This window comes from Amycolatopsis sp. NPDC051106, from assembly GCF_040682775.1.
Lineage (GTDB): Bacteria > Actinomycetota > Actinomycetes > Mycobacteriales > Pseudonocardiaceae > Amycolatopsis.
The window spans coordinates 48,348-73,726 of sequence record NZ_JBFBBQ010000038.1 but is presented as its reverse complement, the minus strand read 5'-3'; the positions used below and the strand labels follow the sequence as shown (position 1 = coordinate 73,726).

The window sequence follows — 25,379 nt, the reverse complement described above, 5'->3', positions numbered from 1 at the left end:
GCGCTACCGCGCTGAAGTCTCCACGGCGGCCAGGTACCCCGCCACCAGCGCGTGCGCCACCTGGCTGATGGCTCCATCGCGCGGGAGGAACCGTTCGTCGTGGAGGCTGGGGACGCCCGCGGTGTCGCCGAGGCCGACGAACAGCATCAGGCCCCGCGTCGCCCCGCCGCAGTAGTGGGCGAAGTCGTCGGCGCCGAACGAGCGGAACTGGTCGTCGACGTCGGAGCCCGCGTGGCTCAGCCAGCGCCGCGCGCCCGCCGCCAGCGCCGGGTCGTTGGCCAGCACCGGCTCGCAGGGGCTGATCTCCAGCTCGGCGGTGCAGCCGTGCGCCTTCGCCGTGCCGTGCACGATGTCCGCGAGCGCCTCCAGCGCGCGCTCGCGATCCTTCTCCCGCATCACGCGCAGCGAGCCGAACGCGCTCGCGCTGGCCGGGACGACGTTGGCCGCCGCGCCGCCCTGGATCCGGCCGATCGAGCAGACCGCGCCGAACACCGGGTCGATCCGCCGCGACGCGAGCTGCTGCAGGCTCACGACCAGCTGCGAGATCGCCAGGATCGGGTCGCGCAGCAGCTGCGGGTAGCCGGCGTGGCCGCCCTGCCCGTGCATGGTCACCTCGAACTCGTCGGTGGAGGCGTTCACCGGGCCCGGCACCGCCGCGACGACGCCGTGGGGGATCCGCGGCTGGACGTGCGCGCCGATCACCGCGTCGACCCCGGCGTCGGCCAGCACCCCGGACTCGACGACGTCGGACGCGCCGGGCGGCGACGTCTCCTCGCGCGGCTGCAGCAGCGCGAGGATCGGCCGCGGGACGCCGACGCGCACGGCCGCGCGGCCGACCGCGACCAGCGCGGCGAGGTGGACGTCGTGGCCGCACGCGTGCATGAGGCCGTTCTCCGACGCCCACGGCACGCGAGTGCCCTCCAGCACCGGGAGGGCGTCGAGCTCCGCGCGCAGCGCGACGACCGGGCCGTCTCCGCCGGGCAGCAGGATCGCGCGGCCGGTCTTGGCGACGCGGGTGCCCTCGCCCGCGCCGAGCGCGCCGGCCACCAGCCGGGCGGTGTCCTCCTCGTCACCGGAGCCGCGCGGGTCGGCGTGCACCGCGTGCCGCAGCTCGATCGCGGCGGGCAGCTCGTCCTCGATCGCCCGTGTCCACCGGTCCCAAAGGTCGTTCACCCGTGCTCCAAGCGGTAGATCCTCTTCGCGTTCTCGTGTCCCACCAAAGCACACAGCCGGACGGCGTCCACTTCGGACATCGCACCGGCGTCGAGCCCGGCGCGCAGGAAGTCCGAAAGCCCCTGGCGGAACAGCGCCGTGCCCAGGTGGTACAGCTCGGCCAGGCCGAAGGCGTCGGTGGAGAAGAGGACCTTCCCGAACGGCGCGATCTCCAGCAGCTCGGCCAGGATCGCGGGCGCGCGGAACCCCGCGTTGTGGGTGGCGAGCCCGACGTCCACGAACACGTGCTCGAAGACCTGCGCGAGGTAGGCGGCGTTGCGGTGGAACGGGTAGTTGTGCAGCAGCAGGATCGGCACGCCGAGATCGCGCGTGGCCCGCAGCAGCCCGGTGAGCCGCAGCGGGTCGCAGCGGTGCAGGTCGACGTCGGAGTCGCCGTAGCCGACGTGGAACTGCACCGGCAGGCCGAGGTCGAGGCCGGTGAACACGAGGAACCGGTGCAGGACCTCGTCGGCCAGCCGGGTGCCGCCCGCGGCGAGCCAGCGTCCGGCGGCGGCTTCGACCTCGGCCGGGGAGGGCCGCTCCCCCGCCAGGTCGAGGCCGACGCGGTAGGCCGCGATCGACTTGCACCCGACCGCGGTCTCGGCGCGTTTCCCCAGCTCGGCGGCGAAGTCCGCGGCGAACCCGGCGGCCGTCGATCCGCGGATCACGGCTTCGGCGACCTGTTCCAGCCGGACGACGTCGTGCGCGCGGCCGGCCGCGAGGGCCGCGAACTCCCCGGTCGTGGTCAGCGCGTCCGGCCGGAAGCCGCCGTCCAGCAGGAAGTCGGTGGTGCCGGTGGCGCGCAGGAACCGCCGCGCCACCTCGGCCGGGCCCAGCTCGGCGCGGCGCTCGAGGTAGCCGTCGGCCGGGGCGTGCCGGGGCAGGTCGAGCACGGGCGCGCAGCGTTCGCGCACGGCCAGCCCGATGAGCGAGTCGAACAGGCTCGTGCCGAGCGGCGACGTCGTGTCCGCCTCGGTCAGCATCGCCTCGAAGTCCGCGCGGGCCACGTCCCCGGTGCCGAGGCCGTGGCAGTGGTGGTCCACCAGCGGCAGGTCCGCGACGAACGGCAGCAGGTCGGTCATGCGCCTCCGTCCGGGTCGGTCAGCCTCTTCCCCACCCTACGAGCGACGGGGAGGAACGGCGCCCTGGACGGGTTTCGGCGGTCTCTGACACGATCTCCACCTCATTCTTCGAAGTACCCAGCCGGACGTATCCAGTGCACATCGACGGGAGCAGGATGAGCCAGCTCGATCGGGCCGAACTCGCACAGCAGGGCGCACTCCGGGCCGACGGCCTGCGCGCGGCCGGCGTCGAGCTCGTCGCGCTGACCTTCGTGGACAACAGCGGCATCGCGCGGGTCAAGGCCGTCCCCGTCGACCGGCTGTGGTCGGCGGCGGCGTGGGGCGTCGGCGCGTCGAACTCGTTCGACTTCTTCCTGGCCACCGACGACATCACCGACGGCGAGTACTCCCGCGGCCCGGTCGGTGACCTGCGGCTGCACCCCGACCTCGACGCGCTCGTGCCGCTGGCCGCGCAGCCGGGCTGGGCGTGGGCGCCGGTCCGGAAGTACGACCAGGAAGGCGAGCCGCACCCGCAGGACGCGCGGGCGCTGGCCGCGACCGCGACGGCCCGGCTCGCGGAGCTGGGCTACAACGTGCGGACGGCCTTCGAGATCGAGTGGGTGATCACGGCGGAGGACGCCCCGGACGACCCGCGTTCGGCCACGGCGGGCCCGGCCTACGGCTTCGCGCGGCTTTCCGCGCAGGCGGGCTACCTGCGCGCACTGGTGTCCACTTTGTCCGCCCAGGGTGTGGTGGTGGAGCAGATCCACCCGGAGTATGCGGCGGGGCAGTTCGAGCTGTCGGTGGCGCCGGAAGACCCGGTGCGCGCGGCGGACATCGCGGTGCTGACGCGCGAGACGATCCGGATGGTGAGTGCTCAGCACGGGTTGCGCGCGTCGTTCACCCCGAAGTTCTCGCCGGACGGCGTGGGCAACGGCGGCCACGTCCACCTGAGCCTCTGGGACGGCGACCACAACCTGTGCTCCGGCGGCGACGGCCGCTTCGGCCTGACCTCGACGGCGGAGGCGTTCGGCGCCGGGATCTTCTCGCGGCTGCCGGCGTTGCTGGCGATCGGCGCGCCGTCGGTGGTCAGCTACCTGCGCCTCGAGCCGCACCACTGGGCCGGGGTGTTTTCGGTGTGGGGCCTGGAGAACCGCGAGGCGCCGCTGCGGCTGGTGCAGGGCCCGGCCGGGCAGCGCGACCGGGCGGCAAACTTCGAGGTCAAGTGCTTCGACCTGACCGCGAACCCGTACCTCGTGGTGGCGGCGCTGCTGTTCGCGGGCCTGGCCGGCCTATCCGGGGAGGAGTCGCTGCCCGAGCCGGTGGCCGTCGACCCGGGGACGCTGCCCTCGGCTACGCGGCTGCCGACGTCGCTGGCGGACGCGGTGACGGCGTTCGAAGCGGACTCGGCGTTGACTTCGGCGTTCGGCACGGAGTTCGCGACGACGCTGATGGACGTGCGACGCGGGGAGATCGCGCGGCTCGGTTCCCTGCCGCCTGCCGAGCTCTGCTCGCTCATGCGGTACCTACATTGAGGCTGCCACTTCGTCGCGCAGCCGCAGGAGCTTGGCGTAGAGGGCGTCGCCGGGGCATTCGGTGTTGTAGAAGTCGCGGTGGCCCCTGATCTCTTCGACGGGAATGCCGTACTGGCGGCAGATGTAGGCGCAGAAGATCACGAGCGACGCCCACTGGGCTTCGGGCGGCTCGACGCTCGTGTAGGTGCCTTCGTTCTCGATGCCGATGGCGTTGGTGTTCTGGCCGGGGCAGTGCGCGCCCTGGACCATGGTGGTGCGGCCGCGAAGGGCATCGAGGCTGCCGTGCCGCCCTTCGAGCCGGTACCCGCCGCGGCTGACGGTGAAGTGCTGCCCGGTGTCGGACCAGCCGTTGTTGTCCATGTGGTCGTGCTGGTCGTCGCGCGCGACCTGGAAGGCGTGCGCGAGGGAGTAGTCGGTGCTGTTGGGGCAGGCGATGTGGTGGATGAGGACGCGGTTCGCGGGGTGGTCGAGGGTGGTGAGCGCATCGGCGGGCGGCCGGGCACCCCACTCGGCGCAGCTGTAGATCCGCGGTTCGGTTGCCGCTCGGGCGGCTTCGGGGAGCAGGAGCCCGGTAGCGCCCGCGACGGCCAGGCCGGCGGCGCCGCGGAGGAAGGTGCGCCGCGGGAGGTGTGCGAGGTCCATAGCCTGGACTCTCCCGCGGCGCTGTACAGCTTTCGTACAAACGTTCCTCAGAGGCGCAGGGTGGCCTCGAAGGGACGGGTCAGGTGAAGCTTGCCGTTCTCGCTCCTCGCAATGGGCTCGTACTCGCCACCTTGGAGTTCGAACAGGGTCGCGGTGTTCTGTTCGCCGGGCTCCACCAGGAGGTAGAAGGGGATCAGCGCCTCGGCGTAGATGGCTCGCTTGAGAATCCGGTCCTGCGCCTTGGTCGACGGTGAGACGATCTCGGCCAAGAGCACCACATGTTTCTCGGTCAGGCTCACGCCCTCCAGCCCAGGCTCATCGGTCACTACCAGGTCGGGTATCACCAGGCGGTCACCGCGGTTGCCCAGCACCAGATTCGCGCCGGGGAACACCTCGAACGCAGGCTCCGCTCCCTCGCTGAGCTGCCCAGTGAGCACACGGACCAGTCGCTGGTGTTCCAGTCTCGGCCACGGGCTCACGAGGAGAGCTCCGTCCACGAGTTCGATCCGCTGCAGTGAGGTCTGAGCCTCGGGCAGAGCGAGAATTTCATCGACGGTCCAGCCGTCCGGCCGTGGTGGGATGTGGAACTCGGCCCCGGGTTCAACCGGTGCTGTCATTGCGCTTCACCTCCGCTCCAGCCGATCGTCGCAGGTCTGTTCCAGTGTGGCATGTCCGGTCGGCCCCCTCGTTGTGGATCATCACACGAGGAGTATGCGGCCCGCCACCGACAGTTCTGGATCAGGTGAGGGCGTCACACGGCTGCGACACACCTTCAGCCCGCGGACGCCAGCTGGCCCGCGCCGCTGTACAGCCGGATCTTGAACTGGATGTGTTCCTGGTGCTCCCGCAGCCGCTCGATCTGCGACGCCACCCGGGCTTCGTGCTCGCGCAGGACGTCCACCCGCTCTTCGCGGGTCGCCTCGCCGGAACGCAGCAGCTCCACGAACCGCAGCATCTCCGCCACCGGCATGCCCGTGTAGCGCAGGCAGCGCAGCAGCTGCAGGAACTCCACGTCCTGGTCGGTGAACGTGCGCCGGCCGCCGGCTGTGCGGCTGACGTGGTGCAGCAGGCCGATGCGCTCGTAGTACCGCAGGGTGTCGATCGTGAAACCGGTCTTTTCGGTCACCTGGGCCGGGGTGTAGGAGGTCACGAAACCCAGAGTGGCACCTGGAGTGCACTCCAGGTCAAGCGGTGGCGACCGCCCGGCGCACACCCTCGGCCAGCTCGGCGGACAGCGCGCGAACGCCGGTAGGACCCTCGGCCGCCGCCGTGACCAGGGCTGACCCCACGATCACCGCGTCCGCGAACGACGCCACCTGGGCCGCCTGCTCGCCCGAGCGCACGCCCAGGCCCACGCCGATCGGCAGGTCCGTGTGCGCCCGGGTGCGGCGGACCAGCGTCTCCGCGCCCGCTCCCACCTGGTCGCGCGCGCCCGTCACGCCCATCACCGCCGTCGCGTAGATGAACCCCGAAGACGCCGCCGCCGTGAGGGCGAGCCGCTCCTCCGATGACGAAGGCGCCACCAGGAACGTCCGGTCCAAGCCGTGTTCCTTCGAGGCGGAAAGCCAAGCACCGGCTTCGTCGGGGATCAGGTCCGGCGTGATCAGCCCGAGGCCGCCGGCTGAAGCGAGGTCACGCGCGAAGCGGTCCACGCCGTAGCGGTTCACCGGGTTCCAGTACGTCATGACGACCGCGCGGCCGCCACGCGCCGACACCGACTCGACCACCTCGAACAGGTTCTTGAGGCGGAAGCCGTTGTCCAGCGCGGTCACCGACGCGGCCTGGATGGTCGGGCCGTCCATCACCGGGTCCGAATACGGGACGCCGACCTCGATCAGGTCGGCGCCGCCGTCGACGCACGCCGCGATGAGGTCCTTGGACCCCGCGACCGTGGGAAAGCCGGCCGGGAGGTAGCCGATCAGCGCGCCGCGGCCCTCCGCGCGCGTCGTCGCGAAGAGGTCGTCCAGCCCGCTCATCCGTTCACCAGCCCGAACCACTTCGCCGCCGTGTCCATGTCCTTGTCGCCGCGACCCGACAGGTTCACGACGATCAGGCCGTCGGGCCCCAGCTCGCGGCCGATCACCAGCGCGCCGGCCAGCGCGTGCGCCGACTCGATCGCCGGGATGATGCCTTCGGTGCGGGAGAGCAGCTGGAACGCGTCCATCGCCTCCGCGTCGGTGACCGGGCGGTACTCGGCGCGGCCGGTGTCCTTCAGCCACGCGTGCTCCGGGCCGACGCCCGGGTAGTCGAGCCCGGCCGAGATCGAGTGCGACTCGACCGTCTGGCCGTCTTCGTCCTGCAGCAGGTACGTCATCGCGCCGTGCAGGTTGCCCGGCGTGCCCTTCGTGAGCGTCGCGCCGTGGCGGTTGCCGTCGATGCCCTCGCCGCCCGGCTCCAGGCCGACCAGCCGCACGGACGGGTCGTCGTAGAAGCCGGAGAAGATGCCGATCGCGTTCGACCCGCCGCCGACGCAGGCCGCGACGACGTCGGGCAGGCGGCCGGCCTGCTCGAGGATCTGCTCGCGGGCCTCGGTGCCGATGACGTGGTGGAAGTTGCGGACCATCGTCGGGAACGGCGCCGGACCGGCCGCCGTGCCGAACAGGTAGTGCGTGGTGTCGGCGTTGGTGACCCAGTCGCGCAGCGCCTCGTTGATCGCGTCCTTCAACGTCCGCGAACCGGTCTTGACCGGGATGACCTCGGCGCCGAGCAGCCGCATGCGGGCCACGTTCAGCGCCTGGCGCTCGGTGTCGACCTCGCCCATGTAGACGACGCAGTCGAGGTCGAGCAGCGCGCACGCGGTGGCCGTCGCGACGCCGTGCTGGCCCGCGCCGGTCTCGGCGATCACGCGCTTCTTGCCCATCCGCTTGGTGAGCAGCGCCTGGCCCAGCACGTTGTTGATCTTGTGCGAGCCGGTGTGGTTCAGGTCTTCGCGCTTGAGGAACACGCGCGCACCGCCGGCGTGCTCGCCGAAGCGCTTGGCTTCGGTGAGCAGCGACGGGCGACCCGCGTAATCGCGGAGCAGGCGGTTGAACTCGTTCAGGAACTCCGGGTCGTGCCGGGCCTTCTCGTACTCGGTGGCGACCTCGTCGACGACGCCGATCAGCGCCTCCGGCATGAACCGGCCGCCGTACGGGCCGTAGTAGCCCCGCTCGTCCGGGTCGTGCTTGTCGTGCTCTTCGGTCACCGCGACGGCCTCGGGCAGGCGGGGTGCGAGCCGGCGGTGACCAGCTTGACCAGGGCGCCCTTCGGGTCGCCGGAGGCGACGAGTCCCTCGCCGACCAGCACCGCGTCGGCGCCGTGGCCGGCGTACGACATCAGGTCGCCCGGCCCGCGGACGCCCGACTCGGCGACCTTGTAGACGTCCATCGGCAGGCCGGGGGCCAGCCGCGAGAAGACGTCGCGGTCCACCTCGAGGGTGTGCAGGTTCCGCGCGTTGACGCCGATGACCTTGGCGCCCGCTTCGAGGGCCTTGTCGGCCTCCTCGGCGTTGTGGATCTCCACCAGCGCGGTCATCCCGAGCGACTCGACGCGGTCGAGCAGCGCGGCGAGCGCGTTCTGCTCCAGCGCGGCGACGATCAGCAGCACCATGTCGGCGCCGTGCAGGCGGGCCTCGTGCACCTGGTAGGGGCTGACGATGAAGTCCTTGCGCAGGATCGGGATGTCGACCGCCGCGCGCACCGCGTCCAGATCGGCCAGCGAACCGCCGAAGCGGCGCTGCTCGGTGAGCACGCTGATCACGCGCGCGCCGCCGTCTTCGTAGTCCTTCGCCAGCGCCGCGGGGTCGGGAATGTCGGCCAGGTCGCCCTTGGAGGGGCTGCGCCGCTTCACCTCGGCGATCACGCCGATGCCGGACTCGCGCAGCGCGGACATCACGTCGCGGGGCGCCGGAGCGGCCGCCGCGCGGATCTTCAGCTCGCCGAACGGCAGCACGGACTCGCGTGCCGCGAGGTCCTCGCGCACGCCGGCGACGATGTCTTCGAGCACGGTCACCGGGCGCCCCCGCCCGGGTACGCGCTCACGGATTCATTCGCAAGGTCGCTCACAAAAACCTTCCCCTTCCCGCCGAAACGATGCTAACCCCCGCATCTGGAGCGCCCGGTTCCGGGTGCGCGCGTTACTCCGAATGCCTCGCCCGGACGTCGGTCGGATCCTCTCCCTCCGACAGCGCTTCCCACAGCTCCGCGTCCGGATCACGCGCCTTCTTGCGCGTGGCCGGAGCCGCGTACCGGGCCCCGAGCCGGGCGGCCCGCCCGGCGCCCTTGACGGCTGCCAACCCGCCGGCCGCGACGAGCATTCCCCCCAGCACGGCCAGGCCGCGGCCCAGCAGCATCTCGGTGACGGGCAGCCCGTCCGCGTAGCCGGAGAACCGGACGCCGGCCACGCCGGACCACACCGCGGCGACGCCGGCCAGCGCGAGCACGGCACCCAGCACGCGCCGCGCCCAGCCGCCGGTCGCGATCACCCCGGCCACGCCGGCCAGGGCGAGCAGGGCCAGCGGCACGAGCGCCGTCGCGCGCTGCTCGCCGGTCTCGCGGTGGAGCACGGTGCCGCGCACGCCGCCGTCGCGGAACTCGGCGAACCACGTCAGCCGTGACGCACCCCACAGCGCGAGCGCGCCGAGCAGGAGCGCGACCACGATCATCCACAGTGGACGCCGGGACGGCTTGGCGGCCGCAGCGGTCTCGGCGGCCTCAGACATGAGCGGAGTCCGCGGCCGGGTCGAGGACGCCCGCCGCCACCATCGTCTGCGCGGCGGCCACCGCCGACAGCACCGTGCGGGCCTTGTTCAGCGACTCGGTGTCCTCGTAGTCCGGCACCGAGTCGGCGACGACGCCGCCACCGGCCTGGACGTGCGCGATCCCGTCCTTGACCAGCGCCGTGCGGATCGCGATCGCCGTGTCCGCGTCGCCCGCGAAGTCGAGGTAGCCGACGACGCCGCCGTACAGCGCGCGGCGGACCGGCTCGAGCTCCTCGATCAGCTGCATCGCGCGGACCTTGGGCGCGCCCGAGAGCGTCCCGGCCGGGAAGCACGCCGTGACCGCGTCGAACGCCGTCTTGCCCTCGGCCAGCTCGCCGGTGACGGTCGACACGATGTGCATGACGTGGCTGTAGCGCTCGATCTGGAAGAAGTCGACGACGCGCACGGTGCCCGGCTTGCAGACCTTGCCGAGGTCGTTGCGGCCGAGGTCGACGAGCATGAGGTGCTCTGCGCGCTCCTTCTCGTCGGCGAGGAGGTCCTTGGCCAGCTGCGCGTCTTCTTCCGGGTCGGCGCCGCGCCAGCGCGTGCCCGCGATCGGGTGGGTGGTCGCCTTGCCGTCCCGCACGGTGACGAGCGATTCGGGGCTGGAGCCGACGATGTCGAAGCCTTCCAGCCGCAGCAGGTACATGTACGGGCTCGGGTTGGACGTCCGCAGCACGCGGTAGATGTCGAGCGCGTCGGCGGCGGTCGGGATCTCGAACCGTTGCGACGGCACGATCTGGAACGCTTCGCCGGCCTTGATCGCCTCGACGGCCTTCTCGACCGCCGCGTGGAAGTCCGCCTTGGACCGCTTGCGCGTGAACTCCGGCTCGGGCCGCTCGAACGCGGCGACCGTGGCCGGCGCGGGGACCTGCAGCTGCTCGGTCATCGCGCTCAGCCGGGCGACGGCGTCGTCGTAGGCCGCGTCGACGCGCTCGGGCGAGTCGTCCCAGTTGACGGCGTTCGCGATGAGCGTGACCGTGCCCTCGTGGTGGTCGAACGCCGCGAGGTCGGTGGCCAGGAGCATCGTCAGCTCGGGGATGTCGAGGTCGCGCTCGGCCAGCTCCGGCAGCCTTTCCAGCCAGCGCACGGAGTCGTAGCCGATGTAGCCGACCATGCCGCCGGTCAGCGGCGGCAATCCGGGCAACGGCTCGGTGTGCAACGCTTCGATCGTTTCGCGCAGCACGGTGAGCGGGTTGCCTTCGGACGGCAGGCCGACCGGCGGGGTCCCGGTCCAGACCGCCTTCCCGTCGCGGACGGTGAGCGCGGCCGGGCTGCGGACGCCGATGAACGACCAGCGCGTCCAGGAGGCGCCGTTCTCCGCGGACTCGAACAGGAACGTGCCCGGCCGGTCGGCGGCGAGCTTGCGGTAGACCCCGATCGGCGTCTCGCCGTCGGCGAGGACCCGGCGCACGACCGGGATGACGCGGCGGCTCTCGGCGAGGGCGCGGAAGTCCGCACGGGACGGGCTGACCGAGCCGGGACCGGACTTGCTGCTCGAGGTGCTGACCATGACCCTCATTGTGCTGCACCCCCGGGAAGGGGTTTTCCCAGACCCTTAATTCAATGAATGTTGAATTCGAGGGAGCCGTGCGTCATGATGGGGACGTGAGCACCACCGAGCCTACTTCGCGACGCCGCGGACGGCGCCCCGCCGGCCAGGACACCCGCACGGCACTGATCGAAGCCGCACGGGCCGTGTTCGCCGAAAACGGCTACGACGGGGCCACCGTGCGCGCGATCGCCACCCGCGCGGGCGTCGACGCGGCCATGGTCAACCACTGGTTCGGCGGCAAGGAGGGCCTGTTCGCCCAGGCGGTGCTCAAGCTGCCGTTCGACCCGCTCGAGCTCCTGCAGGTCCTCCGCGACGGCCCCGACGACGAACTCGGCGAGCGGATCGTCCGCACCTTCATCACCCGCTGGGACGGCGCGGGCGGCGGGGTGTTCGTGGCGCTCATCCGCAGCATCACCGGCCACGAGCAGGCCGGCCACGTGCTGCGCGACTTCTTCCAGAAGTTCTTCACCGCGCTGATCTCCTCGATCGGCTCGGACGACATCCCGCTGCGCATGACGCTCTGCGCGTCCCAGATGGTCGGCATGGGCATGATCCGGTACGTGGCGAAGTTCGAGCCGTTCGCCACCGAGGAGGTCGAGGTGCTGGTGCGGGCGGTGGCGCCGAACCTGCAGCGCTACCTCACCGGGGAGATCGGCTGACCCGGTCCCGGATCGCGTGGACGGCCAGGACGTACGGGCCGTTCTCGATCCCCACGACCATCGACTTGCCCCAGCCGCCGATCCAGCCCTGCTTGTTCTTCCAGCCGGCCGACGGCGACAGGCGGAGGAACGCCCAGGAGCGGCGGAGCGTGACGTCCGTCCCGTCGCGAAACTTCGCCGCCAGGTGCCGCCCGTCGTGCGGTCCCGGCCCGTCGCTCACGCCGGCTCGCCGCCACCCGGTGCGCTCGACGGTCCGGATCCGGCGCCGCCAGCCCGCCGCCCGCCCGATCCAGAACGGCAGGCCGAACAGGGCAACCAGCACCGCGACCACGCCGAAGCCGAGCTGGACTTGGTCTTCGTTCGCTTCGTCCTCGGTGCGCACGCGCGCCGGGTCGGCCGGGTCGTAGATGACGACCACCTGCTCGCCGACCTGGTAGCGGCGGTCCGATTCCCAGACCAGGTCGTCGGTCCGGTCGCCGTGGCTCACCTGGATGTGCGACGTGCTCTTGCGGCTGTGGAACACGCCGACGACCACACCGGGTTCGTGGAAGCCGGTGGCGAGCAGGTCGTCGGCGGCCGCGCCGACCAGGGCGACGTCGGTGAACCCGGCCGCGAGCACCACCGCCCAGCCCACGGCGAATCCCGTCGAGCGCCGGAAAGCGCGGCGCATGCGGGCGTCCAGTTCCGGGTGGTCACCGTCGGCGGGATCCGCCGCGGGCAGCCACCGGCCGAAATCCCGGGCGGCGGACAGCACGCCGCGGTCGAAGACCCGCAGCCCGTACCAGCCGAAGACGGCGAACACGAGGGCACCGAACAGGAGGATCGCGTAGCCCAGCGGATTGCCGTCGCCGGTGATGAGCGAGTACGCCGCGCCCGCGGCACCGAGCCCGGAGAGGACCGAAAAGACAGCGACGATGCCCACCCAGAGTGCCCGCATGGAGTGAGGGTAGGGCTCGGGGGCCTGCGCGGCCGCTGCGAGAAACGGCACACGACGACGAGACAACCGGGCGGCCTTCTCAGGCGTGTAAGGGACCAGGCGTCACCATTCGCTGACACCGTTCGCGCATTCGGGGAATCGACGGGATTCGTATGCTTCGTCCGTGAAGCCAACGTCTTCAAGCCCGGCGGCGAGAACGCTCGCCGCTTCGCTGCGCGAAGAACGCGAAGCGCGCAATGTCGGCCTTCGCCGGCTCGCGGAGAAATTGGGAGTCTTGCCGCAGGTGCTGTCGTTGTGGGAAAAGGGGCAGCGGTTGCCGAGCGTCGAGGACGTGTCGGCGATCCTCGCGCTGCTCGGCGTGACCGGGGAAAAGCGCGACCGGATCCGGACCCTCGCGCGGCACGCGCGGGAACCCAATTGGCTCGCGTCGAGCAACACCGACACCCCTTTTGCCCTCACCACCCGGCTGAATCTGGAAAGTACGGCAACCGTCATCACCACATGGTCGCCCCTGATCATTCCCGGGCTGCTGCAAACTCCGGACTACATCCGCTCGATCATGGACAAGCTCTCGCTACCGATCGAACAGGCCGACAAGCGGCTCCAGATCAGGCTCGATCGGCAGCGGATCCTCATCCGCCGGGACCCGGTGCGGTTCAGCGCCCTGATCGGCGAGCAGTCCCTCCGGGAAAACTTCGGCGGCGCCGAGGTCATGTCCGACCAGATCGATCACCTGCTGGAAATGTCCGGGCGCGCAAACATCAGCCTGCGCATCGTGCCGTCCGGAATTGGCTACCACCCAGGGCTGGTCGGCCCGTTCGACATCTACGAGTTCGCCGACTCACCGCCGATCGCCTCGGTCGAACACGTCGGCTCGACGGCCTTCCTCCACGAGGAATCCCAGACCACAGGCCATAAGCACGATGCTAAGGTGCTACGCGGACTAGCTCTGAGCGAAGAGGCTTCCCAGGCCCTGCTTCGGGAAGCCGCCCGATAACGGAGGCGATCGTGGGCTCGACCGGGTGGCGCAAGTCTTCCTACAGCGGCCCCAACGACAACTGCGTGGAGGTGGCGCTGGGGCCGGTCGTGGGCGTGCGGGACACCAAGGCCCGGGGCGCCGGTCAGCTCACCGTGTCGTCCGCCGCCTGGCAGTCCGCCCTCGCGGTGCTGACCGGTCAGGGCCGCCGGCGGTAGGTCGCGGCGCGGACCTCCACGGCCGGGCCCTCGGCCACGGCCTCGGGCGCGCACACACGAACGACAGAGCCGCCGACGGCAACGCCGGCTGCCCCGCACTCGGCCGGGCCACCAGCACGGCCGATACCCGGATTCCCCAGTCCAGCCGCATGAAGGCGGGAGCGAGATTACCGGGCCAGCAGGAGCGCGATGAGGGCGAGCACCCCTGGCAGCACCTGCACGAACAGGATCCGCTTGCTGGCCGTCGCCGCGCCGTAGAGGCCCGCGACGATCACGCACACCAGGCCGTACAGCTGGAGCTGGAACTGGCCGGCGACCAGGCCCCAGACGAGGGCCAGCGCGAGGAAGCCGTTGTACAGCCCCTGGTTCGCGGCCAGCGTCTTGGACTCCTCGGCGAACTCCTCGGTGGTGCCGAAGGCCGCGCGGGCCCGGGGCGTCGTCCAGAGGAACATCTCCAGGACGACGATGTAGACGTGGATCAGGGCGACCAGCCCGACCAGGATGTCGGCGACGATTGTCACGCCAGCTCTTTCTCATCGGCCAGGAGCAGGCGCTCCTCGGTGTCGAAACAGGTGTGCGTGCCGGTGTGACAGGCGGGGCCGGTCTGGTCGACACGCAGCAGGACGGTATCGCCGTCGCAGTCGATGCGCACTTCGCGGACGTGCTGGTAGTGGCCGGACGTCTCGCCCTTGACCCACAGCTTCTCCCGGCTGCGCGACCAGTACGTGCCGCGGCGGGTGGTGAGGGTGGCGGCGAGCGCGTCGTCGTTCATCCAGGCCATCATCAGCACGTCCGAAGTGGCGTGTTCGACGACGACCGCGGCGATCAGGCCGTCGGCGTTGCGCTTGAGGCGCGCCGAGACGGCCGCGTCCAGGGTCATGCCCGTACTCCCAGGATGTGCCGCTTCAGCGGCATCGAGTTGAACAGGACGAACGCGTAGCCGTACCCGGCGAAGGACAGCCCGGAGAACAGCTTGTTCCACCACAGCGCGGCGCCGAGCAGCAGGAACGCGTGCAGCAGCGCGAACACCACGGTGATGATGAGCCCGCCGATCCGGGCGCTGCCCAGCTTGAGCACGAGCCCGGTCGTCACGACCCCGCCGAGGATGAGCGCGAGCGCGGGGATCCGGAAGATCGCCAGGCTCGAGCCGGCCCCGAGCACCGGGATCAGGTCGAGCAGCGCCCAGGCGACCGGCAGCCCGACCAGCAGGGCGGCGCAGACCTTGACCTCGACGGGTGCTTGCCAGGACTTCACCGGACCTCGACCCCGCCTTCGCGCAGCGCGTCCTTGACGTCGCCGATCTTGAGCTGTCCGAAGTGGAACACGCTGGCCGCGAGGACCGCGTCGGCGCCGGTGCGGACCGCGGGCAGGAAGTGCTCGACCGCGCCCGCTCCCCCGCTGGCGATCACCGGCACCCGGACGGCCTTGCGGACCAGCCCGATGAGCTCGAGGTCGAAGCCGTTCTTGGTGCCGTCGGCGTCCATGGAGTTGAGCAGGATCTCGCCGACGCCGAGCTCCTCGCCGCGCGCGGCCCACTCGACGGCGTCGATGCCGGTGCCGCGGCGGCCGCCGTGGGTGGTGACCTCGAAGCCGGACGCGGTGGGCGCGCCGCCCTCGGGCACGCGGCGCGCGTCGACCGACAGGACGATGCACTGGGCGCCGAACCGGCGGGAGGCCTCGTGGAGGAACTCCGGCCGGGCGATCGCGGCGGTGTTGATGCTCACCTTGTCCGCGCCGGTGCGCAGGAGCCGGTTGACGTCGTCGTTGCTGCGGACGCCGCCCCCGACGGTGAGCGGGATGAACACCTGCTCGGCGGTGCGGCGGACCACGTCGTAGGTGGTCTCGCGGTCGCCCGAGGACGCCGTGACGTCGAGGAACGTCAGTTCGTCGGCTCCCTCGGCGTCGTAGCGCCGGGCCAGCTCGACGGGGTCGCCGGCGTCGCGGAGGCCGGCGAAGTTGACGCCCTTGACGACCCGGCCCGCGTCGACGTCGAGACAGGGGATCACCCGCACCGCGACAGACATGCCCACCAGCGTAGTCAAAGCCGTTCTAAGCTCGGCCAATGGCACGGGCGGGGCGGCGACCAGGGCAGACGGAGACGCGCGAGAAGATCCTCGACGCGGCCCGGCACCGGTTCGCCGAGCTGGGGTACGACGGCGCGACGGTCCGCGGGATCGCCGCCGACGCGGGCGTGAACGCGGCCTTGCTGCACCACTTCTTCGGCAGCAAGCAGGCGCTGTTCGCGGCGGCGATGAACCTGCCGGTGAACCCGGCGTCGCTGGTCCCCGCGATCTTGGCCGGGCCCCGCGCGGGCCTGGGCGAACGGCTGGTGCGCGCGTTCCTCGCGGTCTGGGCCACGCCCGAGGGGCGGACGCCGTTCGTCGCGATGCTGCGCGCCGCGGCGACGAACGAGCAGGTCGCGCTGATGATGCGCCAGTTCATCGAACGCACGGTGCTGGCCGAGGTGGCGCGCGCCCTGGACGTGCCGAGGATCCGGGTCGCGGGGATCGCGGCGCAGATGATGGGGACCGCGCTGCTGCGGTACGTGATCAAGCTCCCCCCGCTGGCCGAGGCGGACGACGAGGAGATCGTGGCCCTGCTGGCCCCGGTGGCGCAGTACTACCTCGAAGGCCGCGAAACCGTCGGCGGCCCGCCGTAAGCTGGAATTCGGGGGCTGCTCGGCGCGGCGTGGTCACTTCGCGGCCAGGGCCGGGGCAGGGCTCCGGCGCGCGGTTCCGGCGTCGTGAATGACCCATTCACCTCATCCGACGCCAGGAATGAGTCATTCAAGACATCCGCCGCGGCGACCCGGCCGCGCCACCCCGGCCCCGGCGGGGCCCGGCGAGCGGTTCGACGACCGCCATCCCGCGGTGGATCGGTCGCAGAAAGCGCGATCTTCGTGGGGATTCTCATTGTCGCGCAGTTGTCCTTTACTCGAACCGGTGATTCTTTACCCAGGACGGGCGACCGAATAACCAGCCATTCGAATCACCCACCAGGGGTCAAGTCTGCACCGATGGCGGTATCCCCACGATCGGCGCCACGTACGTTTACCGCATGCCGCGTCCCCATTCCGCGCTTGTCGTCCTGCTCGCCGCCGCCCTGGTCACCCCCGTTTTCCCGGCCGCCGCGAGCGTCACCGACGTCGGCGGGACGGGGGCCGTGTGCGACCGCCAGCCCGCCTTGAACACCGAGGCCCCACCCGGTGCCGTCGTCATCGATCCGGCCGTCGAGGGCGACCTCAGCGTCCGGACGCAGGCCGCGCCGCCCGGGACCACCTTCTGGCTGCCGCCCGGCACGCACCGGCTGGCCGCGGACGGCTTCGGGCAGGTCATCCCCAAGGACGGCGACGTCTACCTCGGCGCGCCCGGCGCCGTGCTCGACGGCCGCGGGCTCAACCGGGCCGCCTTCACCCAGCAGGCCAAGGACGTCGTCATCCGCGGCCTCACCATCGAGCACTTCGTCGCCCCGCAGGACCAGGGCGTGGTCAACCACGACTCCGGCGAGCACTGGGTGCTCGAACACAACACCATCCAGGGCAACAGCGGCGCCGCGCTGATGGCCGGCGACCGGCAGGAAGTGCGGGCGAACTGCCTGCGCGACAACGGGCAGTACGGGATGAACGCCTACCGTCCCGACAACGCGATCACCGGGCTGCTCGTCGAAGGCAACGAAATCACGGGCAACAACGTCGACGACTGGGAAACGCGCAATCCCGGCTGCGGATGCAGCGGCGGAATCAAGTTCTGGGCCGTGAACGGCGCCGACATCCGGGGAAACTGGGTCCACCACAACCGCGGCGCCGGCCTGTGGGCCGACACGAACGACAACGATTTCCTGATCGAGGACAACGTCATCGAGGACAACGACGCCGAAGCGATCTTCTACGAAATCAGCTACAACGTCGTCATTCGCCACAACGCCATCCGCCGCAACAACGTCGTGGCCGGCAGCAGGCGCGCGGCCCGCGGCGACAACTTCCCCACGGCGGCCGTGTACCTCTCCGAGTCCGGCGGCGACCCCCGGGTGCCGGCCCGCACCGACGTCATCGACATCTACGGCAACGACTTCGACGACAACTGGTCGGCCATCACGCTCTGGGAGAACGCCGACCGCTTCTGCAACAGCCCGGCGAACACGTCGACGGCGAGCTGCACCAAGCTGGTCAGCGACCGGACGCAGTGCGCGGCCCCGGCCATCGACGACCGGCCGCTGTACGACGACTGCCGCTGGAAGACCCAGCGGGTGGAGATCCACTCGAACAAGTTCAGCTTCGACCCCGCCCGGCCGGGCTGCGCGGGCCTGTGCGGCCGGATGGCGGTGCTGTCGAACTGGGGGACCTACCCGTCGTGGTCGCCGTACCAGGGCAAGCTGGTGCAGGACGCGATCACCCACGACCAGGACAACTACTGGTACAGCAACGACTACATCGGCCCGTGGACGTTCGTCGCCGGCGACACCTCCCACACCCTCGGCCCGGCGCAGTGGCAGAACGAGCCGTGGAACCAGGACGACTGCGCGTCCTTCGACGGCGTGACCCCGCAGTGTTGACGAAGCTCACCCGAGAAACTTTTCCCCCGCGTGCATCACCCCGGCCCGCCCGCGCGTCCAAGGGAGGACGGAAGGGACGCGTGTGCGCTTTGAAGAGTTCGTGGCGGAGCGGCTGGACGGGCTGCTGCGCTACGCCACCGTCCTGACGAACGACCCGCACCTGGCCCAGGACATCGTCCAGGACGTGCTGTTGCGCGCCCAGCAGCGCTGGGGCGGCATCGACGCCCCGCCGGCCTACATCCGGCGGATGATCACCAACGAGTACCTCTCCTGGCGCCGGCGGGCGGTGCGGCGGATGGTGCCGAGCAGCCACGACGTCCTCGACGCGCTCGGCCCGCCGGAAGCCGACCCGGCGGCCGCCTACGACGAGCGGGACGCCATGCTCGGCCTCCTGGAAACACTGCCCCGCAAGCAGCGCGCGGCGATCGTCCTGCGCTACTACGAGAACTACTCCGACGCCGAAATCGCCGCCGTCCTGCGTTGCGGTACCTCCACGGTGCGCAGCCAGATCTCCCGCGCCCTCGCGACCCTCCGCCAGGCCCCGCACGCCACGACCCTCACCGGAGCCCCCGAATGACCCGCAGCGAGCACGAGACCGAGACGCTGATCCGGGACAGCCTCGACCGCCTCGCCGCCCGCGCCCCGGACGGCGAGGCGGTCCGCGACGCGCTGGCCAGAGCCGGTCGCAAGCCCCGGCCCGCGGCCCGGCTCGCGCTGGTGGCCGCCGCGGTGGTCGTGCTGGTGGCGGGGGTCATCGCGGGCACGCGGGCGTTCACGACGGCCGACCTGGACCCGGCGGCGGGCCGGCCGGTGCTCGGCTACAGCCCGGCCTGGCTGCCCGGCGGCTTCACCGAGCAGTACCGCGAGGGCGGGCCGGGCATCGCGCCGCAGGTCCGGCGGTGGTTCGCGGGCCCGGCCGAGATCGCGCTGTCGGCGTACTCCACCGCCGACCCCGAGTGGTCGCAGACGGCGCTGCGGATCGCGTCGATCCGCGACCAGATCCTGGTGCACGGCCGGGTCGCCATGGTCACCGGCGACACCGGCGGCGCCGCGCTGCTCACCTGGCTGGCCGACGACGACCACGTGCTCACCGTGCGGGTCGGCGGGGTGCCGGACGCCCGCGCAGTCGCCCAGCGGATCGCCGAAGACGTCGTCCCCGAGCCGGTCGGCGTCCGCGGCGAACTGCGGTTCGGCACCCTCCCCGCGGGCCTGGCCGAACGGTCGGCGGCGGTCAAGGGCACCGGCCCGGCCGACGCGAGCACCGAGCTGACCGCCGCCGATCCCGCGCGGCCGTCGGTTCCCGCGGTCCGCGTCACGGCGAGCGCGGGCTCCCCCGGCGTGAACGGCGCCGCCGCCGTCACCGTGCGCGGCGGCCAGGGGTTCTTCGTGGCCCCGAGGAACGGCGAGCAGGCGATGGTCGCGGTCCGGCTGCCGTCCGGGCGCTGGCTGACGGTCGCGGGTCCGCGGCCGGAGGCCGAGCTGGTCGCCGTCGCGGACGGCCTCCAGCTCGACCCCGCACCCGACTACCGGTGGCTCGGGCGGGCTACCAGCTGACCATCGGGAACCAGATGATCCCGAGCCGGCCGAGCACGCGGACGTCCCAGTAGAGCAGCGTGAACGTGCCACCGACGAGCAGCGCCGCGCCGGTCACCGTGGCGATCCGGGCGGGTTTCGCGGCGAGCCAGCGCTGCACGCGCCCGCCCGTGGCGTGCGTCAGGATGAGGAACAGCACGCCCATGAGCACGATGTTGCCGAGTGACTGCAGGGCGAACGCGGCCGCGCCGTAGAAGACATCGTGCTGCTCGGCGGCGCTGCGGAACATGATCCGGAAGAGCGGGTAGGGCCGGCCGATGAGGAACCCGCCGATGAGCGCGCCCATCAGGACCAGCGGCGCCGCGGGGTGCCGGGCGACGAACCCGGCGAACGGGTTCCGGAGGATGCCGAGCGCGATCAGGCCCATGACCAGAAAAACGAGGCCGACGACGCCGAACGCGACCATGGACTGGATGCTGCGCGGGCTGAGGCCGGAGGTCTGCGCGGTGGAGAACTGCGGCATCCGCGTGCCGACCAGGGCGACGATGACGCCGTAGACGACGGACACGGCCAGCATGCCCGCGGCGATCCAGCCCAGCGGCTTGAGCGTCGTGGCGAAGCGCCGCTTCTCCCCGGCCTGGCCGCCGACCAGCGGGGCGACCGCGCCGAACGCGGCGATGTTGCAGGCGGTGAAGGACCCCGCGAGGCCGGAGACGAACGCGAAGAGCGTCCCGGCGAGGACACCGCTGATCGGTGTGGCTTTCGCGTCGTAGCCGAGTAACCCGTTCGCGACGCTGTCGCCGATGACGGAGTCGACGAACGGCGCGGACCACAGCGCGGTCAGCGCGAAGCCGGCGAGGACCGCGACGACGGCGATCGCAGCGCGGCGCGTGGGATACGGCCCCGCGCCGAAGAACTGTGCTTGCGGATGAACCGGTACCTGCTGTGTGACGGCCATCGACATTCCCTCCAGCTCAGGGGAAATCCCAGGCCACAAAGCGTTTCAGACGCGGGCGTTGAAACGCTTCCGCCGGTCGTGTGGGGTTCGCGCGGCGATCGGACTAGGTATTTCGGCCCTCTTGACGCCGGGAACTCACCGGGCGCAGAATTAAACGCATGACTAATTCTGCCCTCGAGGTCACCGGCCTGCGGGTCCGGCGCGGCGGCCGGCCGGTGGTGCGGGACGTGAGCTTCGCGGTGCCGCGCGGCGCGGTCACCGGGCTGCTCGGCCCGAGCGGCTGCGGCAAGACCACGCTGATGCGGGCGATCGTCGGCGTGCAGATCGTCGAGGGCGGCACCGTCACCGTCCTGGGCCTGCCCGCCGGCAGCCCGCCGCTGCGGCGCCGGATCGGGTACGCCACCCAGAACCCGGCGATCTACGCCGACCTCACCGTGCGGGAAGCCCTGCGGTACTTCGCCGCGGTGCTGCGCGCGCCGGCGTCCGATGTGGACAGAGTGATCGCCGGCGTAGGTCTGGAAGACCACGCCGGCAAGCTCGTCGGGTCGCTGTCGGGCGGGCAGCACAACCGCGCGAACCTCGCCGTCGCCCTGCTCGGGAAGCCGGAGCTGCTGGTGCTCGACGAACCGACCGTCGGGCTCGACCCGCTGCTGCGCGACGAGCTCTGGGCGCTGTTCCGCCGGCTCGCCGACGGCGGCGCCACGCTGCTGGTGTCCAGCCACGTCATGGACGAAGCCGCGCGCTGCGACCGCCTCCTGCTCATGCGCGAAGGCACCCTCCTGGCCGACGACGCGCCGCTCGCCCTGCGCGAGCGCACCGGCACCGCCGACCTCGAGCAGGCCTTCCTCCACCTGGTGCGGGCCGCCTCGTGAACCCCGCGTTGATGCTCGCGACCACGCGGCGCATCCTCACGCAGCTGCGGCACGACCCGCGCACCGTCGTGATGCTGGTCCTGGTGCCGACGCTGCTGATACTCCTGCTTCGGTACGTGTTCAACTCGGCGCTGGTGTTCAGCCACGTCGCGCCCGCGCTGCTCGGCGTGTTCCCGTTCCTGATCATGTTCCTCATCGCGTCGATCACGACGCTGCGGGAGCGGACCACGGCCACTCTCGAACGCCTGATGACGCTGCCCATCGGCCGGCTCGACCTGCTCTTCGGCTACGCGCTGGCGTTCGGCTCGATCGCCGTCGTCCAGGTGGCGCTCGCGGCGGGCGTCTCGCTGTGGTGGCTCGGCCTCGACCTCGCGGGGTCGGTCGTACTGCTGCTGGTGATCGCCGTCCTGGACGCGCTGCTGGGCATGGCGCTCGGGCTGTTCGTCAGCGCGTTCGCCCGCACCGAGTTCCAGGCCATCCAGTTCATGCCGGTGTTCGTGCTGCCGCAGATCCTGCTGTGCGGGCTGTTCGTGCCGCGGGACGACATGGGCTGGCTGTTGCGCTGGCTCTCCGACATCATGCCGTTGTCGTACGCGGTCGAGGCGCTGTCCCGCGTCACGGCGTCGTCGGCGGTGGACGCGGTGATCCTGCGGAACCTGCTGGTCGTGGCCTGCTGCGCGCTGCTGGCGCTGGTGCTCGGCGCGGCGACGCTGCGGCGCCGGACGCCGTGACTACCGTGGTCGTATGGCATCCGAAACGGACCGGCTCGCGGCCGAGCGCTACGTCCTGCTGACCACGTTCCGCCGTGACGGGCGCGCGGTGCCGACCCCGATCTGGCTGGCGGGCGACGCCGGCGAGCTGGTGTTCTGGTCGGAACGCAAGGCCGGGAAGGTCAAGCGCATCCGCAACAGCGGGCGCGTCGAGGTCCAGGCGTGCGACCTGCGCGGGCAGAAGACGCACGGCGCGGTCGTCTCCGGGCAGGCCCGGCTGCTGGACCTCGCCGAGACCGAGCGGGTCCGTCGGGTGATCGGCCGCAAGTACGGCATCGTCGGGCGCGTCACGATGTTCTTTTCGAAACTGCGCGGCCCGGCCGACCGGACGGTCGGGATCGCGGTCAAGCTCGACGGCTGAAGCTGCGGAACCCGCGTCTCAGGTAGTTCGGCAGCGCGTTCGGGTGATCGAGGGTCGAGGTGTGGAGCCAGACGCGGCGTGCGCCGGGCAGCGCCCACGCGTCGGCCACGACGAGGGTGAGCGCGTAGCCGCCGAGCCCCTTGCCGACGAACTCCGGCAGCAGGCCGAAGGTGGTGATCTCGACGTCACCGCCGGCCTGCGGCTCGATGTCGGCGGCGCCCGCGACGTCGCCGCGGTACTCGACGAGCCGGTACTGCCGGTGCGGTGCGGCGAGCCAGCTTTCCCACTCTTCGTCCGTCCTGGACACACTCGGCCACCGGTAGGGCGTGCCGATCCGGACGTGCAGATCGTGGATCACCGGCCCCGCCCCGACGGGTTCGAGCGCGACGCCGTCGACGACCGGCGCGGGGTTGAGGTGTTCGGCGGCGGTCATTTCGAGCTCGGTGACGATCTCCTCCACTGCGGCAACCTACGGGTCCCGGGGTCCGCTGTCAGCCCCTTATCGGGTCCGGGCTCGCCGCGCGCAGTGCCGCGGCCATGGCGGCCGAGTCGTGGTCCGGGCCGCAGCCTTCGACGAGCACCAGGTCACCGGGGATGTGGTCGGCGCGCAACCGCAGGATCTCCCGGTAGGCGGGCGAGGCGTACCACTCGTGTGCCGCGGCGAGGCTCGGGAACTCGATGATCACGAGCGCGCCGGGCCATTCGCCCTCCATGACCTCCACCGGTGAGCCGTGGACGACGAACTTGCCGCCGAAGGGGTCGAGCGTCGCCTGGATCCGCTCCAGGTACCGGAAGACGTCCTCGGGCAGGACGGCGGGCGGGCGCAGGTGGGCGAGTCCGTAGGCGGTCATGGCGGTCCTTTCGTTGTCGTGAAAGGAATCCTGACGCCTCTCGCACACCTCGTCGATTACGCCGGAGGTAATGCCGGCGCCGCGCGGGTCGCCTCGTCGGCCGGCACCCGCCGCTCCGGGTGCGGTGCTCGATCAGACCTTCGCGACCGCGGCGAGGGCCTCGGGCAGCGTGAACGCCCCCGCGTAGAGCGCCTTGCCGACGATCGAGCCCTCGACGCCGTCCGACGCCAGGCCGGCCAGCGCGACGAGGTCGTCCACACTGGACACCCCGCCGGAGGCGATCACCGGCGCGTCGGTGCGGGCCACGACGTCGCGCAGCAGGTCGAGGTTCGGGCCGCGCAGGGTGCCGTCCTTGCTCACGTCCGTCACGACGTAGCGGGACGCGCCGTCGCGGTCCAGACGCTCGAGGACCTCCCAGAGGTCGCCGCCGTCGGACGTCCAGCCGCGGGCCGAGAGGCGGTGGCCGGCCTCGGTGATCCGCACGTCGAGGCCGATCGCGACGCGATCGCCGTACTCGCCGATCACCCGCGCCGTCCACTCGGGATCCTCGAGCGCGGCGGTGCCGAGGTTGACCCGGCGGGCGCCGGTGGCCAGGGCGGCCTTCAGCGACGCGTCGTCGCGGATGCCGCCGGAGAGCTCGACCTGCACGTCGAGGCGGCCGACGACGTCGGCGAGCAGCTCGCGGTTGCTGCCCTTGCCGAAGGCGGCGTCGAGGTCGACCAGGTGGATCCACTCGGCGCCGTCGCGCTCCCAGGCGAGCGCCGCTTCGAGCGGGCTGCCATAGGAGGTCTCGGTGCCGGCCTCGCCCTGGACGAGTCGCACGGCCTGGCCATCGGCCACATCAACGGCGGGAAGCAGCGTGAAAGTCACGCCGGTAACTCTAGGGCGGAGACCCGCGTCACCCGGTCAGAGGGTCGCGAGCCAGTTCTTCAGCAGCTGCGCGCCGGCGTCGCCGGACTTCTCCGGGTGGAACTGGGTGGCCCACAGCGGCCCGTTCTCGACCGCCGCGACGAAGTCCTCGCCGTGGTTGGCCCAGGTGACCTTGGGTTCCTGGCCGGCCAGGCCCGACTCCAGCTCCCACTTGCGCGCCGCGTAGGAGTGCACGAAGTAGAACCGCTCGTCCGGGTCGAGGCCGGCGAAGAGCTGCGTGTCCGCGGGCGCGCGCACGGTGTTCCAGCCCATGTGCGGCAGGACGTCGGCGTTCAACCGGTCGACGACGCCGGGCCACTCCCCCGTGCCCTCGGTCTCCTCGCCGTGCTCGACGCCGCGGGAGAAGAGGATCTGCATGCCGACGCAGATGCCGAGCACGGGACGGCCGCCGGCGAGGCGCTTGCCGATGATCCGGTGCCCCTTGACCTCCAGCAGCCCCGCCATGCACGCCGAGTACGCGCCGACGCCGGGCACGACCAGGCCGTCGGCCTCGATCGCGGCATGCGGGTCGGCGGTGACCTCGACGTCGGCACCGGCGCGCGCCACGGCGCGTTCGGCGGAGCGGAGGTTGCCGGAACCGTAGTCGAGGATCACCACACGAGACACGCCACCCAGCGTAGCCGTCGCCCTCGGCGGAGTTCGACCGAATAGCCGTCCGTCACGGCGCCGGCGATCCTGCGACGGAGGAGTCGTCGGCCGGAACAATCTTGGAGAAGGACGTTTGAGCCTCCCGGCCAGCGGGTATTAGGTGACCCGATCGTGTGGGCTGACCCCGGCACGACCGGACGCCAGGGAGGCGAAGAGATGTCCGAGGACGATCTGCTGTCCCAGATGCTGCATGCCTGGCGTGAAGACATCGAAAGCGTGCCGTTCCCGCAGTTCAGCGAGCTGCTGATTCCCCGCCAGCAGATCCGCCCGCGGTGTTCGCCGTCCGCGTCTGCTGCCCGCGTGACGAACGCCACGCGGAGGACAGACGCCTGACTGTGGTTTCCTGCGGGGGCCGCATCGACGCGTCCCCCG

General features: G+C 71.5%; 32 protein-coding genes. 12 read left to right on the top strand and 20 right to left on the bottom strand.

Going from position 1 to position 25,379, the window contains the following annotated elements:
- Positions 1-3 precede the first annotated feature (3 nt).
- Together AB0M83_RS26620 and AB0M83_RS26615 are read right to left on the bottom strand one after the other, a co-directional pair.
- Positions 4-1,173: a M20 family metallopeptidase gene (locus AB0M83_RS26620; RefSeq protein WP_364521093.1), complete on the bottom strand. Its 1,170-nt coding sequence runs from the start codon at positions 1,171-1,173 to the stop codon at positions 4-6.
- Positions 1,170-2,294 (bottom strand): amidohydrolase family protein, encoded by a 1,125-nt coding sequence (locus tag AB0M83_RS26615; RefSeq protein ID WP_364521092.1) that lies wholly within the window; start codon positions 2,292-2,294, stop codon positions 1,170-1,172. Before AB0M83_RS26615 ends, AB0M83_RS26620 begins: the two co-directional genes overlap by 4 nt.
- A gap of 155 nt (positions 2,295-2,449) precedes the next feature.
- Here AB0M83_RS26615 and AB0M83_RS26610 point away from each other — a divergent pair, with 155 nt between their 5' ends.
- The gene (locus tag AB0M83_RS26610) at positions 2,450-3,808 is read left to right on the top strand and encodes a glutamine synthetase family protein (RefSeq protein ID WP_364521091.1); all 1,359 of its coding nucleotides are present in this window, start codon (positions 2,450-2,452) and stop codon (positions 3,806-3,808) included.
- On the opposite strand, the gene AB0M83_RS26605 is transcribed toward AB0M83_RS26610, so the two are convergent.
- The 8 genes from AB0M83_RS26605 to AB0M83_RS26570 form a co-directional block, all read right to left on the bottom strand.
- Positions 3,800-4,450: a peptidoglycan recognition family protein gene (locus tag AB0M83_RS26605; RefSeq protein WP_364521090.1), complete on the bottom strand. Its 651-nt coding sequence runs from the start codon at positions 4,448-4,450 to the stop codon at positions 3,800-3,802. The two genes, AB0M83_RS26610 and AB0M83_RS26605, sit on opposite strands and share 9 nt — an antisense overlap.
- A gap of 47 nt (positions 4,451-4,497) precedes the next feature.
- A complete protein-coding gene (locus tag AB0M83_RS26600) occupies positions 4,498-5,067 on the bottom strand; it encodes a Uma2 family endonuclease (protein ID WP_364521089.1) in 570 nt (189 codons plus the stop codon).
- Positions 5,068-5,222: 155 nt separating this feature from the next.
- Positions 5,223-5,600: a MerR family transcriptional regulator gene (locus AB0M83_RS26595; RefSeq protein ID WP_364521088.1), complete on the bottom strand. Its 378-nt coding sequence runs from the start codon at positions 5,598-5,600 to the stop codon at positions 5,223-5,225.
- Between the two features lie 34 nt (positions 5,601-5,634).
- Complete coding sequence (trpA, locus tag AB0M83_RS26590; protein ID WP_364521087.1) at positions 5,635-6,426, bottom strand: tryptophan synthase subunit alpha; 792 nt, start codon at positions 6,424-6,426, stop codon at positions 5,635-5,637.
- Complete coding sequence (gene trpB / locus AB0M83_RS26585; RefSeq protein ID WP_364521086.1) at positions 6,423-7,634, bottom strand: tryptophan synthase subunit beta; 1,212 nt, start codon at positions 7,632-7,634, stop codon at positions 6,423-6,425. Before trpB ends, trpA begins: the two co-directional genes overlap by 4 nt.
- On the bottom strand, positions 7,631-8,440 hold the full coding sequence (trpC, locus tag AB0M83_RS26580) for an indole-3-glycerol phosphate synthase TrpC (RefSeq protein ID WP_364521085.1): 810 nt from the start codon (positions 8,438-8,440) through the stop codon (positions 7,631-7,633). The genes trpB and trpC overlap by 4 nt, the downstream gene beginning before the upstream one ends.
- A 124-nt stretch (positions 8,441-8,564) precedes the next feature.
- Positions 8,565-9,092 (bottom strand): Trp biosynthesis-associated membrane protein, encoded by a 528-nt coding sequence (locus tag AB0M83_RS26575; RefSeq protein WP_364521099.1) that lies wholly within the window; start codon positions 9,090-9,092, stop codon positions 8,565-8,567.
- A gap of 49 nt (positions 9,093-9,141) precedes the next feature.
- On the bottom strand, positions 9,142-10,701 hold the full coding sequence (locus tag AB0M83_RS26570) for an anthranilate synthase component I (RefSeq protein ID WP_364521084.1): 1,560 nt from the start codon (positions 10,699-10,701) through the stop codon (positions 9,142-9,144).
- Between the two features lie 95 nt (positions 10,702-10,796).
- Between AB0M83_RS26570 and AB0M83_RS26565 the strand changes: the two genes are divergently transcribed.
- The gene (locus AB0M83_RS26565) at positions 10,797-11,402 is read left to right on the top strand and encodes a TetR family transcriptional regulator (RefSeq protein ID WP_364521083.1); all 606 of its coding nucleotides are present in this window, start codon (positions 10,797-10,799) and stop codon (positions 11,400-11,402) included.
- On the opposite strand, the gene AB0M83_RS26560 is transcribed toward AB0M83_RS26565, so the two are convergent.
- Complete coding sequence (locus AB0M83_RS26560) at positions 11,383-12,339, bottom strand: DUF3592 domain-containing protein (protein WP_364521082.1); 957 nt, start codon at positions 12,337-12,339, stop codon at positions 11,383-11,385. The genes AB0M83_RS26565 and AB0M83_RS26560 overlap by 20 nt on opposite strands.
- 163 nt (positions 12,340-12,502) lie before the next feature.
- Between AB0M83_RS26560 and AB0M83_RS26555 the strand changes: the two genes are divergently transcribed.
- Both AB0M83_RS26555 and AB0M83_RS26550 read left to right on the top strand, forming a co-directional pair.
- The gene (locus tag AB0M83_RS26555; RefSeq protein ID WP_364521081.1) at positions 12,503-13,336 is read left to right on the top strand and encodes a helix-turn-helix transcriptional regulator; all 834 of its coding nucleotides are present in this window, start codon (positions 12,503-12,505) and stop codon (positions 13,334-13,336) included.
- A gap of 11 nt (positions 13,337-13,347) precedes the next feature.
- The gene (locus AB0M83_RS26550) at positions 13,348-13,533 is read left to right on the top strand and encodes a DUF397 domain-containing protein (protein ID WP_364521080.1); all 186 of its coding nucleotides are present in this window, start codon (positions 13,348-13,350) and stop codon (positions 13,531-13,533) included.
- A 167-nt stretch (positions 13,534-13,700) separates the two neighbouring features.
- Here AB0M83_RS26550 and AB0M83_RS26545 read toward each other — a convergent pair whose 3' ends face one another.
- Genes AB0M83_RS26545 through hisF form a run of 4 tightly spaced genes read right to left on the bottom strand, consistent with a single transcriptional unit; the run spans position 13,701 to position 15,557 of the window.
- Complete coding sequence (locus AB0M83_RS26545) at positions 13,701-14,054, bottom strand: DUF1304 domain-containing protein (protein WP_364521079.1); 354 nt, start codon at positions 14,052-14,054, stop codon at positions 13,701-13,703.
- Positions 14,051-14,413, bottom strand: coding sequence for a phosphoribosyl-AMP cyclohydrolase (gene hisI, locus AB0M83_RS26540; protein ID WP_364521078.1), 363 nt, complete (start codon positions 14,411-14,413; stop codon positions 14,051-14,053). The genes AB0M83_RS26545 and hisI overlap by 4 nt, the downstream gene beginning before the upstream one ends.
- Positions 14,410-14,787, bottom strand: a complete 378-nt coding sequence (locus tag AB0M83_RS26535; protein ID WP_364521077.1) for a hypothetical protein — start codon at positions 14,785-14,787, stop codon at positions 14,410-14,412. Before AB0M83_RS26535 ends, hisI begins: the two co-directional genes overlap by 4 nt.
- Complete coding sequence (hisF, locus tag AB0M83_RS26530; RefSeq protein WP_364521076.1) at positions 14,784-15,557, bottom strand: imidazole glycerol phosphate synthase subunit HisF; 774 nt, start codon at positions 15,555-15,557, stop codon at positions 14,784-14,786. The genes AB0M83_RS26535 and hisF overlap by 4 nt, the downstream gene beginning before the upstream one ends.
- 38 nt (positions 15,558-15,595) lie before the next feature.
- Here hisF and AB0M83_RS26525 point away from each other — a divergent pair, with 38 nt between their 5' ends.
- The 4 genes from AB0M83_RS26525 to AB0M83_RS26510 all read left to right on the top strand — a co-directional run bounded on the left by AB0M83_RS26525 (position 15,596) and on the right by AB0M83_RS26510 (position 19,638).
- Positions 15,596-16,192: a TetR family transcriptional regulator gene (locus tag AB0M83_RS26525; protein WP_364521075.1), complete on the top strand. Its 597-nt coding sequence runs from the start codon at positions 15,596-15,598 to the stop codon at positions 16,190-16,192.
- A gap of 398 nt (positions 16,193-16,590) precedes the next feature.
- Positions 16,591-18,084 carry a right-handed parallel beta-helix repeat-containing protein gene (locus tag AB0M83_RS26520; RefSeq protein WP_364521074.1) on the top strand — a complete coding sequence of 498 codons (1,494 nt, stop codon included), beginning with the start codon at positions 16,591-16,593 and terminating at the stop codon, positions 18,082-18,084.
- Positions 18,085-18,166: 82 nt separating this feature from the next.
- Positions 18,167-18,661 carry a SigE family RNA polymerase sigma factor gene (locus AB0M83_RS26515; RefSeq protein WP_364521073.1) on the top strand — a complete coding sequence of 165 codons (495 nt, stop codon included), beginning with the start codon at positions 18,167-18,169 and terminating at the stop codon, positions 18,659-18,661.
- Positions 18,658-19,638: a hypothetical protein gene (locus tag AB0M83_RS26510; RefSeq protein ID WP_364521072.1), complete on the top strand. Its 981-nt coding sequence runs from the start codon at positions 18,658-18,660 to the stop codon at positions 19,636-19,638. Before AB0M83_RS26515 ends, AB0M83_RS26510 begins: the two co-directional genes overlap by 4 nt.
- On the opposite strand, the gene AB0M83_RS26505 is transcribed toward AB0M83_RS26510, so the two are convergent.
- Entirely contained in the window at positions 19,628-20,575 is a 948-nt protein-coding gene (locus tag AB0M83_RS26505) for a hypothetical protein (RefSeq protein ID WP_364521071.1), read from the bottom strand. The two genes, AB0M83_RS26510 and AB0M83_RS26505, sit on opposite strands and share 11 nt — an antisense overlap.
- Before the next feature lie 158 nt (positions 20,576-20,733).
- On the opposite strand from AB0M83_RS26505, the gene AB0M83_RS26500 reads away from it, so the two are divergent.
- From AB0M83_RS26500 to AB0M83_RS26490, 3 genes are read left to right on the top strand one after another with little or no spacing between them, the layout of a single operon-like run.
- Entirely contained in the window at positions 20,734-21,447 is a 714-nt protein-coding gene (locus tag AB0M83_RS26500) for an ABC transporter ATP-binding protein (RefSeq protein WP_364521070.1), read from the top strand.
- The gene (locus tag AB0M83_RS26495; protein WP_364521069.1) at positions 21,444-22,178 is read left to right on the top strand and encodes an ABC transporter permease; all 735 of its coding nucleotides are present in this window, start codon (positions 21,444-21,446) and stop codon (positions 22,176-22,178) included. The genes AB0M83_RS26500 and AB0M83_RS26495 overlap by 4 nt, the downstream gene beginning before the upstream one ends.
- A gap of 13 nt (positions 22,179-22,191) precedes the next feature.
- A complete protein-coding gene (locus tag AB0M83_RS26490) occupies positions 22,192-22,578 on the top strand; it encodes a PPOX class F420-dependent oxidoreductase (protein ID WP_364521068.1) in 387 nt (128 codons plus the stop codon).
- Here AB0M83_RS26490 and AB0M83_RS26485 read toward each other — a convergent pair.
- The 4 genes from AB0M83_RS26485 to hisH form a co-directional block, all read right to left on the bottom strand.
- Entirely contained in the window at positions 22,562-23,038 is a 477-nt protein-coding gene (locus AB0M83_RS26485; protein ID WP_364521067.1) for a GNAT family N-acetyltransferase, read from the bottom strand. The two genes, AB0M83_RS26490 and AB0M83_RS26485, sit on opposite strands and share 17 nt — an antisense overlap.
- A gap of 31 nt (positions 23,039-23,069) precedes the next feature.
- On the bottom strand, positions 23,070-23,429 hold the full coding sequence (locus AB0M83_RS26480; RefSeq protein ID WP_364521066.1) for a DUF1330 domain-containing protein: 360 nt from the start codon (positions 23,427-23,429) through the stop codon (positions 23,070-23,072).
- Positions 23,430-23,561: 132 nt separating this feature from the next.
- Positions 23,562-24,299 (bottom strand): bifunctional 1-(5-phosphoribosyl)-5-((5-phosphoribosylamino)methylideneamino)imidazole-4-carboxamide isomerase/phosphoribosylanthranilate isomerase PriA, encoded by a 738-nt coding sequence (priA, locus tag AB0M83_RS26475; RefSeq protein WP_364521065.1) that lies wholly within the window; start codon positions 24,297-24,299, stop codon positions 23,562-23,564.
- Positions 24,300-24,335: 36 nt separating this feature from the next.
- On the bottom strand, positions 24,336-24,956 hold the full coding sequence (gene hisH, locus AB0M83_RS26470) for an imidazole glycerol phosphate synthase subunit HisH (protein ID WP_364521098.1): 621 nt from the start codon (positions 24,954-24,956) through the stop codon (positions 24,336-24,338).
- Between the two features lie 207 nt (positions 24,957-25,163).
- On the opposite strand from hisH, the gene AB0M83_RS26465 reads away from it, so the two are divergent.
- The gene (locus AB0M83_RS26465; RefSeq protein WP_364521064.1) at positions 25,164-25,340 is read left to right on the top strand and encodes a hypothetical protein; all 177 of its coding nucleotides are present in this window, start codon (positions 25,164-25,166) and stop codon (positions 25,338-25,340) included.
- Positions 25,341-25,379: the final 39 nt, after the last annotated feature.

Bases quoted from the DNA above. Each gene is read 5' to 3' on its own strand.
- AB0M83_RS26575 (WP_364521099.1), bottom strand. From the start codon at position 9,092: ATGATCGTGGTCGCGCTCCTGCTCGGCGCGCTCGCGCTGTGGGGTGCG.
- AB0M83_RS26505 (WP_364521071.1), bottom strand. From the start codon at position 20,575: ATGGCCGTCACACAGCAGGTACCGGTTCATCCGCAAGCACAGTTCTTC.
- AB0M83_RS26500 (WP_364521070.1), top strand. From the start codon at position 20,734: ATGACTAATTCTGCCCTCGAGGTCACCGGCCTGCGGGTCCGGCGCGGC.
- AB0M83_RS26490 (WP_364521068.1), top strand. From the start codon at position 22,192: ATGGCATCCGAAACGGACCGGCTCGCGGCCGAGCGCTACGTCCTGCTG.
- AB0M83_RS26465 (WP_364521064.1), top strand. From the start codon at position 25,164: ATGTCCGAGGACGATCTGCTGTCCCAGATGCTGCATGCCTGGCGTGAA.
- AB0M83_RS26480 (WP_364521066.1), bottom strand. From the start codon at position 23,429: ATGACCGCCTACGGACTCGCCCACCTGCGCCCGCCCGCCGTCCTGCCC.
- AB0M83_RS26615 (WP_364521092.1), bottom strand. From the start codon at position 2,294: ATGACCGACCTGCTGCCGTTCGTCGCGGACCTGCCGCTGGTGGACCAC.
- AB0M83_RS26525 (WP_364521075.1), top strand. From the start codon at position 15,596: ATGGCACGGGCGGGGCGGCGACCAGGGCAGACGGAGACGCGCGAGAAG.
- AB0M83_RS26510 (WP_364521072.1), top strand. From the start codon at position 18,658: ATGACCCGCAGCGAGCACGAGACCGAGACGCTGATCCGGGACAGCCTC.
- AB0M83_RS26600 (WP_364521089.1), bottom strand. From the start codon at position 5,067: ATGACAGCACCGGTTGAACCCGGGGCCGAGTTCCACATCCCACCACGG.
- AB0M83_RS26560 (WP_364521082.1), bottom strand. From the start codon at position 12,339: ATGCGGGCACTCTGGGTGGGCATCGTCGCTGTCTTTTCGGTCCTCTCC.
- hisI (WP_364521078.1), bottom strand. From the start codon at position 14,413: ATGACCCTGGACGCGGCCGTCTCGGCGCGCCTCAAGCGCAACGCCGAC.
- hisF (WP_364521076.1), bottom strand. From the start codon at position 15,557: ATGTCTGTCGCGGTGCGGGTGATCCCCTGTCTCGACGTCGACGCGGGC.
- AB0M83_RS26605 (WP_364521090.1), bottom strand. From the start codon at position 4,450: ATGGACCTCGCACACCTCCCGCGGCGCACCTTCCTCCGCGGCGCCGCC.
- AB0M83_RS26570 (WP_364521084.1), bottom strand. From the start codon at position 10,701: ATGGTCAGCACCTCGAGCAGCAAGTCCGGTCCCGGCTCGGTCAGCCCG.
- AB0M83_RS26610 (WP_364521091.1), top strand. From the start codon at position 2,450: ATGAGCCAGCTCGATCGGGCCGAACTCGCACAGCAGGGCGCACTCCGG.
- AB0M83_RS26520 (WP_364521074.1), top strand. From the start codon at position 16,591: ATGCCGCGTCCCCATTCCGCGCTTGTCGTCCTGCTCGCCGCCGCCCTG.
- trpA (WP_364521087.1), bottom strand. From the start codon at position 6,426: ATGAGCGGGCTGGACGACCTCTTCGCGACGACGCGCGCGGAGGGCCGC.